11 protein-coding genes and 1 riboswitch are annotated in these 11,997 nt (G+C 73.1%); of the genes, 4 read left to right on the forward strand and 7 right to left on the reverse strand.

What is annotated here, in order from left to right:
- Nucleotide 1: 1 nt before the first annotated feature.
- The 3 genes from AB0368_RS03780 to trpB are packed head-to-tail and all read right to left on the reverse strand — an operon-like array spanning nt 2 to nt 2,725.
- Nucleotides 2–808 (reverse strand): GntR family transcriptional regulator, encoded by an 807-nt coding sequence (locus AB0368_RS03780; RefSeq protein ID WP_366152217.1) that lies wholly within the window; start codon nt 806–808, stop codon nt 2–4.
- On the reverse strand, nt 711–1,529 hold the full coding sequence (trpA, locus tag AB0368_RS03785) for a tryptophan synthase subunit alpha (protein WP_366152218.1): 819 nt from the start codon (nt 1,527–1,529) through the stop codon (nt 711–713). Before trpA ends, AB0368_RS03780 begins: the two co-directional genes overlap by 98 nt.
- On the reverse strand, nt 1,526–2,725 hold the full coding sequence (gene trpB, locus AB0368_RS03790) for a tryptophan synthase subunit beta (protein ID WP_366152219.1): 1,200 nt from the start codon (nt 2,723–2,725) through the stop codon (nt 1,526–1,528). Before trpB ends, trpA begins: the two co-directional genes overlap by 4 nt.
- Nucleotides 2,726–2,826: 101 nt before the next feature.
- Here trpB and AB0368_RS03795 point away from each other — a divergent pair, with 101 nt between their 5' ends.
- Nucleotides 2,827–3,756 carry a hypothetical protein gene (locus tag AB0368_RS03795; protein ID WP_366152220.1) on the forward strand — a complete coding sequence of 310 codons (930 nt, stop codon included), beginning with the start codon at nt 2,827–2,829 and terminating at the stop codon, nt 3,754–3,756.
- On the opposite strand, the gene AB0368_RS03800 is transcribed toward AB0368_RS03795, so the two are convergent.
- A complete protein-coding gene (locus AB0368_RS03800; RefSeq protein WP_366152221.1) occupies nt 3,753–4,988 on the reverse strand; it encodes a tyrosine-protein phosphatase in 1,236 nt (411 codons plus the stop codon). The genes AB0368_RS03795 and AB0368_RS03800 overlap by 4 nt on opposite strands.
- A gap of 143 nt (nt 4,989–5,131) precedes the next feature.
- Between AB0368_RS03800 and AB0368_RS03805 the strand changes: the two genes are divergently transcribed.
- Nucleotides 5,132–5,401, forward strand: a complete 270-nt coding sequence (locus AB0368_RS03805; RefSeq protein WP_366152222.1) for an SCO5389 family protein — start codon at nt 5,132–5,134, stop codon at nt 5,399–5,401.
- Between the two features lie 30 nt (nt 5,402–5,431).
- Here AB0368_RS03805 and AB0368_RS03810 read toward each other — a convergent pair whose 3' ends face one another.
- Nucleotides 5,432–6,469: a tetratricopeptide repeat protein gene (locus tag AB0368_RS03810; protein ID WP_366152223.1), complete on the reverse strand. Its 1,038-nt coding sequence runs from the start codon at nt 6,467–6,469 to the stop codon at nt 5,432–5,434.
- On the reverse strand, nt 6,466–7,686 hold the full coding sequence (locus AB0368_RS03815) for an AAA family ATPase (RefSeq protein WP_366152224.1): 1,221 nt from the start codon (nt 7,684–7,686) through the stop codon (nt 6,466–6,468). The genes AB0368_RS03810 and AB0368_RS03815 overlap by 4 nt, the downstream gene beginning before the upstream one ends.
- 167 nt (nt 7,687–7,853) lie before the next feature.
- Between AB0368_RS03815 and AB0368_RS03820 the strand changes: the two genes are divergently transcribed.
- Both AB0368_RS03820 and AB0368_RS03825 read left to right on the forward strand, forming a co-directional pair.
- Nucleotides 7,854–9,299, forward strand: coding sequence for a sensor domain-containing diguanylate cyclase (locus AB0368_RS03820; protein ID WP_366152225.1), 1,446 nt, complete (start codon nt 7,854–7,856; stop codon nt 9,297–9,299).
- 64 nt (nt 9,300–9,363) lie between these two features.
- Nucleotides 9,364–10,704, forward strand: a complete 1,341-nt coding sequence (locus tag AB0368_RS03825) for a M1 family metallopeptidase (protein WP_366152226.1) — start codon at nt 9,364–9,366, stop codon at nt 10,702–10,704.
- 62 nt (nt 10,705–10,766) lie between these two features.
- Here the strand turns inward: AB0368_RS03825 and AB0368_RS03830 are convergent, their stop codons facing one another.
- Nucleotides 10,767–11,756 carry an NlpC/P60 family protein gene (locus AB0368_RS03830; protein ID WP_366152227.1) on the reverse strand — a complete coding sequence of 330 codons (990 nt, stop codon included), beginning with the start codon at nt 11,754–11,756 and terminating at the stop codon, nt 10,767–10,769.
- A 14-nt stretch (nt 11,757–11,770) separates the two neighbouring features.
- A riboswitch (cyclic di-AMP (ydaO/yuaA leader) is annotated at nt 11,771–11,905 on the reverse strand.
- Between the last annotated feature and the right edge of the window lie 92 nt (nt 11,906–11,997).

The following is an 11,997-nucleotide window of genomic DNA, read 5'->3' on the forward strand; positions in this document are numbered from 1 at the left end:
GTCACTGCTGCTGGCGGGTCCACTGGAGAGAGACGCCGGTGGCGGCGCGTTCCGTGCGGATCTCCATGACCGTGCCGAGGATGGTCGCCCGGTCGAAGAGGATCGGGCGGTCGTCCAGGCCGAAGGTGACCCGGTCGGACACGAACACCGGCAACCCCGCCGGCTGGTGCATCAGCGTGGCGAGCTCCTCGTCGAGCAGCGCCGGGCGCAGCGCCTCCGACGCACGGTGCACCACCACCCCGTGGGCGGCCAGGACCGCGTACAGGGACGCGCCGCTGTAGTCGAGGTCGGCCAGGCCGAGCCCGGCGCGGTCCGGCGCCCAGGACAGCTGGTGCACCGCCGGGCGGCCGGAGAGCAGGCGCAGCCGCTCGAGGCGCAGGACTCTCCGGCTCGCCGGAACGCCGAGGTGGGCGGCCACCCACGCCGGCGGCCGGCGCAGCTCCTGACCGACGATCAGGGTGGTGACCTCCTGCCCCTGGGCTTTCAGGTCCTCGGCAAGCCCGCGCAGGGAGTCCAGGCGGTACATCAGCCGGGGCGAGGCGACGAACGTGCCCCGTCCCGGCTCCTGCGAGACCAGGCCCTCGTCCTCGAGCCGCCGCAGCGCCTGGCGCAGGGTCGCGAGCGTCACCCCGTACCGGGAGCTCAGCTCCTTCTGCGGGGGCAGCATCGAGCCCGGCGCCAGCTCGCCGCCGCGGATCTTCGCGGTCAGGTCATCGGCGATCGCCTGATACTTCGGCGTACGGCGTTCCAGTGGACACCCCCAGGTCGAGTGCGGTGCGCAGGGCCGCGACGTCGGATCGGAGATCATCGGCGGTGGCCCCGTCGAGCACCCTACGCATGAGCACGGAGGCGACGATCACACCGTCCCCGGCGCGTCCCGCCTCGGCCGCCTGCGCGGGCGTCGACACGCCGAACCCGATCAGCACCGGCAGCCGGCGAGTGGGTCCGGCGTCCGCCGCCGCCCGGATGCGGCGGACGAGAGCGGCGGCACCGGGCGGCAGTTCGTCGCGTTCACCGGTCGTGCCCATGAGGCTGACGGCGTACACGAAGCCGCGGCTGCGGGCGCAGATCTCGCGGAGCCGGGCGTCCGGGGTGGACGGTGCGGCGAGCAGGACGAGGTCGACGCCCTCCGCGGCAGCCGCTGCCGCCGGCTCCGCGGACTCCTCCAGGGGCAGGTCGGGGACGATCAGGCCGGAGACGCCCGCCTGTGCCAGCCGGTGCATCCCCACGCGCAGGGCGAGGTTCGCGTACGTCATCACGATGATCGGCACGCGCAGCCGCCCGGAGACGGCCGCGAGGCCGGTCAGGATCCCGCCGGTCGTGGCGCCACGGGCCAGCGCGCGGTCGGATGCCTGCTGGATGGTGGTGCCGTCCAGCATCGGGTCGGAGAACGGCAGGCCCACCTCGATCGCGTCGGCCCCCGCCTCCTGATAGGCCAGGAGATAGTCGGTCCAGTCGGGCGTCAGGCCACCGGTGATGTACGGCACGAGCAGCGAGCGCCGGGCGGCCCGGAAGGCGGCTTCGATCATCGCGAGACCTCCAGTGCGTCCATCTCCCGGAGCTGCGCCATGTCCTTGTCGCCGCGCCCCGACAGCGTCAGCATCACCGTCGTACCGCGCGGCAGCTCGCCCGTACCGGCCGCTCTCAGCACCCAGGCCACCGCATGGGCGGACTCGAGGGCGCAGATGATGCCCTCGGCGCGGGCGAGGCGGCGGACCGCGGCGAGCACCTCGTCGTCGGTCACGGTCACGTACTCGGCGCGGCCGGCGCCGCCCAGGTGGGCGTGCTCGGGCCCGACGCCGGGATAGTCCAGGCCCGCCGCGACGGAGTGGGCCTCGGCGATCTGGCCCTCGTCGTCCTGGAGCACCATCGAGCGGGAGCCGTGCACGACGCCGGGGCGGCCGTCGGTCATCGCGGCGCCGCCTGCCGCCTCCACGCCGACCAGGCGGGCGCCCGTGTCGACGAAGCCGGCGAACGTTCCGGCCGCGTTGGAGCCGCCGCCCACGCAGGCGACGACGACGTCGGGCGCGCCGGCCGACAGCTCGGCAGCACACTGGCGGCGGGCCTCGTCGCCGATCACCCGCTGGAATTCGCGCACCATCCACGGGTACGGGTGCGGCCCGGTGACCGACCCCAGGCAGAAGTGGGTGTCCTCGACGCACGAGACCCAGTGCCGCATCGCCTCGCTGGTGGCGTCCTTGAGCGTCCGGCTGCCGCTGGTGACCGGCACGACCTCGGCGCCGAGCAGGGTCATCCGATAGACGTTCAGGGCCTGCCGCTCGATGTCGCGCTCGCCCATGAACACCGTCGCGCGCAGGCCGAACAGCGCCGCTGCGGTGGCGGTGGCGACGCCGTGCTGGCCGGCTCCCGTCTCGGCGATCAGGCGGGTCTTGCCCATCCGCCGGGCCAGCAGTGCCTGCCCGAGCACATTGTTGATCTTGTGGGAGCCGGTGTGCGCGAGGTCCTCGCGCTTGAGCAGCAGCGTGACGCCCAGCTCGGCGGAGAGGTTCCAGGCCGGAGTGAGCGCGGTCGGCCGTCCGGCGTACACCGCGCGGAACGTGTCGAGCTGCTGCCGGAACGCAGGATCGCTCCAGGCGTCGCGGAACGCTTCCTCCAGGGCGGCGCACGCCGGGATCAGCGACTCGGGCACGAACCGCCCGCCGAAGGCGCCGAATCGGCCACCGGCGGCCGGCAGGCGCATGGCAGGAGACGAAGCGAGGGTCATCACGGACCTCCAGAGTTCTAGAACTTCTGGATGAGCATGCCATATCTCTTCCGAGAGTTCTATAACTGTCGCCGGGTCGCGAGATCGGACATAATCGCTTCGTGCAGGAAGTCGAGATCGCGTGCGACGAATCCGGGTACGAGGGCGAGCGGCTCATCGGCACCACGACCGACGTCTTCGCACACGCGGGCGTCCACCTGCCGGCCGACGTAGCCGACGCGTGCCTGACGGAACTGCGGCAGCGGATCCGCTCCCCCGCGACGGAGTACAAGGCGACCCACCTGCTGCGGGAGAAGCACCGGGCCGTACTCGTGTGGCTGCTCGGCCCCTCCAGCCCGCTGTTCCGCCACGCGCACGTTTTTCTCATCGACAAGGTGTGCTTCGTCCTCGACCAGCTCGCCGACCTCGTCCTCGCCGACACCGATGCCCCGGGCCTGAGCGCCCGGACGGCCTCCGCCGAGCTGTACCGCCTGGCCGCCCGCGACGGCGCCGGTCACGTCCTGCTCGTGGCCGCGAACGACCTGATGCGCGGCAAGGAACGCGACGATGTCCGGGGGCCGGTCGACGCGTTCTTCGCCGCCCTCGGGGACGGCACGGCGGGCATCGGCAGTGACCCGGCCACGCGGGACAGGGCGGTGGCTCTGCGCGTACGGATGAAGGACGATCCCTCGCTCTCGATCCTCGACCCGTTGATCCCCGCGCTGGTGCGCGCGGTGGCGCACTGGGGCCACGACGGGCGGCCGGTGACGATCGTGCACGACCGGCAGACCATGCTCCCCGCCGAGCGGATCGCCGGGCTGCAACGGACCCTGCGGCGGTCCGGGTTGACGCTCGAGCGGGTGCGCCTGGCGGCCGCCGAGTCCGAACCGCGGGTGCAGCTGGCCGACATCCTCGCCGGCACCGTCCGCAAGATCGCGCAGGACGAGCTGCACGGGCGCGGCGACCCGGAGCTGACCATGCTCGCCAGGCCGTACCTGGATCAGCTCTCGATCTGGGGCGATCGCCCGAGCTGGGGCCGGCTGCGGGGCTAAGCCGCCGACCGGGCGACCAGATACGCCTGCGGGAGCTTCTCGGCGAGGACGGCGTCGGTGTCGGGCTCGCGGACGGTCCGCAGGCGGATCTCGAAGCCGGCGTCCGCCAGCAGGCCGGCGACCCGCTCGGGCCGGAGCCGGCGGAAGGCCAGCCCGCGCAGGTGGCGGACCTCGTCGCCGGCCTGGAACGCGAGCAGCACGTGGCCGCCGGGGCGCAGCACGCGGCGGAACTCGCCGAAGACCGCCGGCAGCTCCTCCTCCGGCACGTGGATGATCGAGTACCACGCGACAAGGGCGGCCAGCGAGCCGTCGGGACGGTCAAGCGCGGTCATCGAACCGGCCTCGAAGCCGATGCCGGGGTGGTCGCGGCGGGCGATCGCCACCATCTCCGGCGACAGGTCGATCCCGCTGACATCGAGACCCCGGCCCTTCAGGTACGCCGTGACGGTCCCCGGCCCCGAACCCACCTCGACCACCGGGCCGGGCGCGGCGTCCACGACCCCGGCGAAGCCGTCGAGCATGACGCGGTCCCAGTGGTGCCGGTCCCGTTCGTTGCCGAAAAGCGCGGTGTACTCGGCCGCGAGCGCGTCGTAGCCGGTGCGGGTCTCGGTGAGGAACGCCGGCTCGCGCAGCCGCTCCCGGACGGCGTCGATCTCCCGCCCGGTCACGCCGGTGGTGCGCAGGTACGCCTCGACGCCACCGTACTTTCCCCCGGCGTACGCGAGCGTGTTGAGCATGGCGGTGGCCGTGGTCCCGTCGGTCAGCGCATAGTCGTCGGCGATCACCTCCGGCGCGACACCGGCGACGGCGAGGAGCAGGCCGACGAGGGCGCCCGTACGGTCCCGGCCGGCGGTGCAGTGCACGACCACGGCACCCGGCGGGGCGCCGGCGATCGCCCTGAAGGCGGCGGCGACGCGGTCCTGGTTGTGGTCGAGCAGCGGGCCGTAGGAGTCCTCGGGAAAGTCGTACGAGACGGGGTCCATGAGCAGGGGCACATGCGCATACCCCGGGTCGCCGGCGAAGGGGCTCGGGTGCTCGGCGAGCTCCCGCGGCCAGCGCAGGTCGAGGACCCGGGCGAGCCCGGCCGCGCGGATCCGCGCCACGGCCTCCGGGGTGAGCCGGGCGTGATGGTCCGAGCGCACCAGGGCACCCGCGCGGATGCGTGATCCGTCCACTGTGGGCAGTCCGCCCAGGTCGCGGGCGTTGCGGCAGCCGGGCCAGTCGAGAATCACGGCCTCACCCCAGCACGGCCGCACCGGGTCGTCAAACCGGCGGGCCCCGGCGTGGCGGACTTTACGATGAAAATCGTTGCCAACAAGATGGACCGCGTCGCCGGCCGTCCGGCCGGTGGCGCTCCCGTCGTGGAAGGAACCGCATGTCCCTGAACGTCTCCCCCGACCTGCTCGCCGTGGCCGAACGTGGCGAGGTCTCCGACGCCGAATTCGTCGACTGCGAGGTACCGCCGCCGTCCGAGACGGAGCGCGGCCAGCTCCTGCGCGCCCTGGCCAGCGACGCCATCCGCGGCGGGCTCGAGCGGCACTTCGGCGCCCGGCTCGCGTTCCAGAACTGCCACCGCGTCGCGGCGTTCCGCTTCGTGCGGTGGGGCCAGCTGCTGAACCCGTCCCCCGAGCTGCGCAACTGCTGAACCGGCGGGCCGGGGCGCGGCGGGTATGGCTTATCGGTGCCCGTCCGGTCGCGTCCCGGCCCGTTCCACCGCGCCGAAAGTCCACAACACCGGCACCGCCGCCAGGGCCAGGACCGGGAACGATCGCAGACCCGTCATCGCGTACGCGCCGAGCAGTACGAGCATCACGGCCACCGTGGCCGTACCGCCGAGGGTGGCCCGCCGCAGCCGCGACGGCACCAGGCGCAGGCAGCGCCACGGGAGCCGCCCGGCCGGGATCAGCACGCGCAGCGCGAAGCCGGCCACCACGGCGGCGAACAGGGCGGCGAGGAGACGGCTCGCCTCGGCGGCCGGCCGCCACCAGGTCGCGGCCACCCCGGCGGCCGCCACCAGCAGCACCGCCGCGGCGAACCATCGGCGCAGGGCGCTGAGCAGGCTGCGCACCGGCCAGGTCATCGAGATGACGTCCGGGCGGGCGGGGTCGTCGCGGGCCACGTCGTGCAGGGCCCGCATCGAGCGGCCCACGCGGAGGCGCTCCGCGTCGAGCATCGCGAGCAGCCAGCGGCCGTACGCGGCGGCCGGATCGATCGCGAGGGCCTGGCGGGCGGCTCGCTCGGCTTCCTCCCGGCGGCCGGCGCCACGTTCGACGCCGGCGACCGTGAGCAGGGCGTCCACCGACTGCGGTGCGAGCGACAGGCCGTGCCGGGCCGCCGCGCGGGCCTCGTCGTAGCGGCCGGCGGAAGCGAGCGCCCGGGCCAGCACGAGGTGGCCGGCGGGCGCGTACGGCGCGAGGCGGACCGCCTCCCCCGCCGCCACGATCGCGTCCCTGTCGCGGAGCAACGCCATCAGGCACTCGGCACGTTCGGCGTGGGCGTCGGCGAGACGCGGGCCGGCCGCCGTCGCCGCGTCGCAGGCCTCCAGGGCGGCCTGGTAGTCGTGGTGCCGGCGCAGGACGTACCCCAGCAGGGTGAGCAGGTCGGCGTCGCCCGGTTCCGCAGCGAGGGCCGCGCGCAGCTCAGCCTCCGCGTCGGCGTGCCGGCCCAGCTCCGCGAGGTGCCGGGCCCGGCGGTAGGGGTCGTCCCCGGTCACAGGAGCTTGCGCTGCTTCAGGTAGGCAGCCAGGTCGTCGTACTCGCCGCCCTGGTTGCCGAACAGCGCCACGTTGCGGGCGGTGGCGAACCAGGCGCCGGTCGAGGGGCGGACCTCGCGGACAGCCGCGGCCAGGTCGTCCTGCGTGATCATGCGAACCTCCCCGGTGGCGAGGGAGTCGCGCATCGCGTACTCGGCGGCGGTCTCGCAGACATGGGCCAGGTCGGCGCCCGAGTACGTGTCGGTGGCGGCCGCGAGCCGGCGCAGGTCGACGCCGGCGATGGGGCGGTCCCGCAGGTGGTACTCGAGGACGGCGGCGCGGGCCGGCTCGTCCGGGGGCAGGACGAGGACGGTGCGGTCGAGGCGGCCGGGCCGGCGCAGCGCGGCGTCGACGTCCCAGGGCGCGTTGGTGGCGGCGAGCACGAACACCCCGTCGTTGCCGCCGTCGATCCCGTCGAGCTCGGTCAGCAGCTGGTTGACCAGCGTCCGCAGGCCCGACGACGACAGCTGGCTGCGCTTGTGCCCGAGCGCGTCGATCTCGTCGAGGAACAGTACGCAGGGAGCGTGCGCGCGGGCGGCCGAGAACAGGTCGTGCAGGTTGCGCTCGGAGCTGCCGACCCACATCGCCAGCACGTCGACCACCGACAGGGAGAGGAAGGCGGCTCCCGTCTCCCCCGCCACGGCACGGGCGAGGAAGGTCTTGCCGCAGCCGGGTGGCCCGTACAGCAGGAGGCCGCCGCGCAGGCTCTTGCCGTACAGGCCGCGCAGGCCGGGGTTGCGCAGCGGCCCGAGGAAGGAGAGTTCGAGCCGCTCCTTGACCTCCCGCATGCCGCCGACGTCGGCCAGGGTGACGCCCGCCCGCTCGATGTCGAACGCGCGGTCCGCACCGCCCCGTACCGGTTCACCGTCGTCGCCGGCCGTCACGAACCGGGGCGGGACGACGCCGCGGAATTCACCCTCGAGGGCATCCCAGTCCACACTCCCGGGCGCCGGGGACGGGGCCGCACCGGGCGCGGGGGCCGGGCCCAGAGCCGCCGCCATGACCTGCCGGGCCGCGGCGTCGCCCGGGTTCCGGGCCAGGATGTGGGCGGCGTGCCCGACCGCCTCGGCGGGCCGGCCGGCCGCCACCAGCAGCTCGGCCAGGTGCTGCCGCAGCGGCAGGTCGTCGGGCCGGGCGCCGACCGCGGCGGTGAGGCTCTCGATCAGGGCGTCGCTCATGAGAGGCGATTATGCCCTCGCCGCCGCACGGCCCGGCGCGGCGAAGGCCGGGCCCAACCGGACATCAGGGTCTTTGCCGCCGGATGATTTGGATTCCGGCGGGGCCGGTCGATGGTGGGGCCAGCGCGTGCCCGGCGCGCGGGTGCGACTCGACAGGCGGGAACGACGTGGGGAACAGTTCGGTGGCGAAGGCGGCGCGGTTCGCCCGCAACGGCGTGGAACCGCTGCTCGTGCTGGCCGCCGTCGTCGTGCTGCGCCGCTTCGGGCTGGGCGGGGACGTACCGCTGTGGGCCGTCGCCCTGCCGCTCGCCGGGACCACGGTGTGGATGCAGCCGCAGGTACAGCTCCGGGTCGCCGGCGGCGACACCGGCCGCCGGCTCTGGCTGCGGATCCCCGTGCACATCCTCGCCACCACCGCGACCATGTACATCATCGGGTGGGGCGCCCTGCTGGCCGTCGCCCACCTGCACATCCTCACCGTGCACCTGCGCCAGTCCGGATCGCGGGCGTGGAAGCCGGCCGCGCTGGCGAGCGTCACGGCGCTCGCCGCCGGCCAGCTCCTCGTCGCGCTCGGTGTGCTGCCCAGCTATGTCGGCGGGTATTCCTCGCACGGCCTGGCGCTGCTGATGGCGATCGGCACCGCCACGACGGCTCGTACGCTCGGGCGGTTCGTGGCGGAGCGGGAGCAGGCCGAGGCGGCGAGCCGGCTGAGCGAGGACCGGGTCCGGGCGCTGGTCCGCGACGGCTCCGAGGTCATCACGATGAGCGACGCCGCCGGCGACATGACGTGGGTCAGCCCGGCCGCCCGCACGATGATGGGCTACCAGCCGGAGGAGTTGCGCGGCCGCGTGATGCGCGGCCTGTTCCACCCCGAGGACGAGATGGCCTCGCAGGAGCTGTTCACCCGGCTGCTGGCCTCGGACAGCACGGTCGAGCACTCGGCGGAGGTGCGGGTCCGGCACGCGAACGGGTCCTGGCACTGGCACGAGATCATCGCCCGCAACATGCTGGCCCACCCGGCGGTGCACGCGATCGTCAGCCACCAGCGCGACATCACCGAGCGCCGGGAGGCCCAGGACCGGATCGCGTACGCGGCGTCGCACGACGGGCTGACCGGCCTGGCGAACGGCCCGACGCTGCACCGGGACCTCGAGCGGGCGCTGGCCCAGGGCACCCGCTACCAGTACCCGGTGGCGATGATCTACTGCGACCTCGACGGCTTCAAGGCCGTCAACGACCTGTACGGCCACGAGGTCGGCGACCGCCTGCTGCAGACGGTCAGCCACGTCCTCAAGCGCATCACCCGCGACACCGACACCGCCGCGCGGATCGGCGGCGACGAGTTCGGCGTGCTGCTGACCCGGGTCCGCAACGCCGACGAGGCCCTGCACGTGGCGCGGCGGATCGTCGAGGGCGTGGCGAGCTACGGGGCGGTCGCCGGGGTCCGCATGAGCGTCGGGTGCAGCGTGGGGATCGCGCTGGCGTACCCGGGCGGCTCGGACGCCGTGACGATCCTGCGCCACGCGACCACGGCCATGCAGCGGTCGAAGCGCCGCGGCCGCAACGGCGCGACGCTGTACGTGGAGGAAGAGGTCAGCGCGCCCTGGATGTGACGGGCCGGCCCGACAAGGGTTTCCTCCATTGACCGCCGGGCCGGTGGAGATCCAAGCTCATCGAATGGTTACCAAACTCCTCACGGGACTGCTCCTGCTGGCCCCGGCGCTCGCCGTGACCGGCACCCCGGCGGCGGCCGCGGCGGCCGATGCCACCCGCACACCGGCGACCCCGGCGTACACCATCTCGCTGGCCAGCGACGCGGTCGGCGGGACGTGGACCGGGCATCAGAGCGTCTCGTTCACGAACGCGTCCGCCGAACCCCTGACCGAGGTCTATCTGCGGCTGTGGGACAACGCGCACGGCACCTGCGCGGCCATGCCGATCACAGTCAGCAACGTGACGGGCGGCACGGCGGGATCGCTCTCCGTGGCCTGCACGGCGCTGCCGATCACGCTGCCGGCGCCGCTGGCCCAGGGGCGGTCGGCGACCGTCGGCTTCGACCTGCGGATCGTGATCCCGTCCGGCGTGGACCGCTTCGGGCACGACGGGAGCTACTACTTCGTCGGCAACGCGCTGCCCGTGCTGGCGGTGCGCGACGGGGCCGGGTGGCACCTCGACCCGTACACGAACAACGGCGAGTCCTTCTACCAGCTCGCGAGCGACTACGACGTCACCCTCGACCACCCGGCCTCGATGCAAGTGCCGGCGACGGGCACGTCCACCGACAGCGCCGGGACCGCCGGGCGGACCGTCACCCACGCGGTGGGCAAGCAGGTGCGGGAGTTCGCCTGGGCGGCGGGACCGTTCAAGAAGATCTCCGGTACGACCGCGGCCGGCGTCAAGGTGAACGTCTACTCGGTCGCGTCGATCTCCAACCGCAGCGCCACCTCGATGCTGTCGGTCGCCACCGGCGCCCTGGACTCCCACGCCTCGCGGTTCGGCGCGTACCCGTACGGGGAGGCCGACGTGGTGCTGGACAACGGCTTCTGGTTCGGCGGGATGGAGTACCCGGGCTTCGTCCTTGACCTGGTCAACTCGACCGCGCTGGCCCATGAGCTGGCACACCAGTGGTTCTACGGCATCGTGGGCGACGACGAGTACAGCACGCCGTGGCTGGACGAGGGCTTCACCGACTACGCCACCGACCTGTACTTCAACCGCACCGGCTCGGGCTGCGGCATCACCTGGCAGTCGGCCGCCGAGAAGCTGACGAACTCGATGGCGTACTGGGACGCGCACTCGAACCGCTACAGCACGGTGGTGTACGGGTACGGCAAGTGCACCCTGCACGACCTGCGCCGGCTGATCGGCTCCACGGCGATGACGGGGCTGCTGCGCTCGTACGCGGCGTCGCACTGGTACGGCGTCTCGACCGTGGCCGACTTCAAGGCGGCCGCGCAGGCCGCCGCGGGGTCGACGGACCTCACGTCCTTCTGGGCGGCGCATCGCGTCGAGGGCTGACCGGACACGCGAAGAGCCGCCACGCGTTCGTGGCGGCTCTTCGGCGTCGTGCGGGTGCCGGGTCAGCCCGGGCGGCGCATGCCCGTGATGGCACCGCTGCGGTCGATCGGCGCCATGCGCACATGGTCACCCGTGTGGGGTGCGTGCACCATGATGCCGCCGCCCACGTAGATGCCCACGTGGTGCACCGGACTGCCGTAGAAGATCAGGTCACCCGGTTGCAGTTCGCTGCGGCTGACGGCCCGGCCCTCGTGGATCTGGTCACCCGTGAAGTGCTCCAGGTGCACCCCCACGGAGGCCCACGCCACCTTGGTGAGACCCGAGCAGTCGTAACCGCCCGGCCCCTCCGACCCGAAGATGTACGGCTTGCCGATCAGGTCGCACGCCTTCTGCGCCGCGCGCCCGCCCTTGTCGTTGGTGTAGCTCACCGGGCAGGGACCGGTGCGCAGCGGGCCGTCGTTCGCACCCGCCGAGCCGTACGCCTTGATCCGCAGCTTCTGCAAGGCGTCGACCTTCTTCTGGATCTCCTTCTTCCGCGTGCCGAGGTCCTTGTCGCGGACCGCCACGGCGTCGGTCAGGGTCACCAGGGCCGCCTTGTCCTGCGCGTACTTGTCGCGGAGCTGCGCCGCCCCGGCCACCTGCTGGCGCTGGTGGCGGGCGATCTGGTCGAGAAACGTGAGCTTCTCGGTCAGGCCGGTCGGCGAGCCACTGACGACCATGGCCTCCACCGCACCGGGCGAGCCCTGCTTGTACGCGTCGGCCGCCATGCCACCCACGTGCGACATGGCCAGATCCACCTCCAGCTGGAGGGGCTCCAGCCGGTCGTTGATCTTCTTGAGCTGGGCCCGGTTCTTGATCAGCTGATTGTGCACGTCGTTGTACTGCTCGATGATCGACTCGAGCTTGTCCCACTGCTCGTCGATCTGTTTCTCGATGCTCGAGGGCGACGGGGTCGCGTGGGCCGCGGTGGGTACCAGCAGCACGCCGACCGCGGCGACGACACCGAGCAGACCGCGCAGAATCGTGGCGCGGCGCGCCGCAATCCGTTTCACGAAGGTGCAGTGTCCTTTCTTCCCTCGGCCGCCGACCGGGTTAGCTGTCGGGTTCGGACGGGAAGCGCGCCCGGCCGCGATGGTGCCGCGGCTTCACCCCAGATGCCTGGGTCCCCGGTTCGTGATGCACGATTAGGCGGTGACGCGCCGGTTCGCCCGGTTCGGGCGAAGGGGGACCGACGAGCCGGGCCCCACCGTACTCCCGATGACGGCAGAACTAAACACGGCGATGTCAGGACAC

It is taken from the genome of Actinoplanes sp. NPDC051475, from assembly GCF_040689425.1.
Taxonomy (GTDB): Bacteria; Actinomycetota; Actinomycetes; order Mycobacteriales; family Micromonosporaceae; genus Actinoplanes.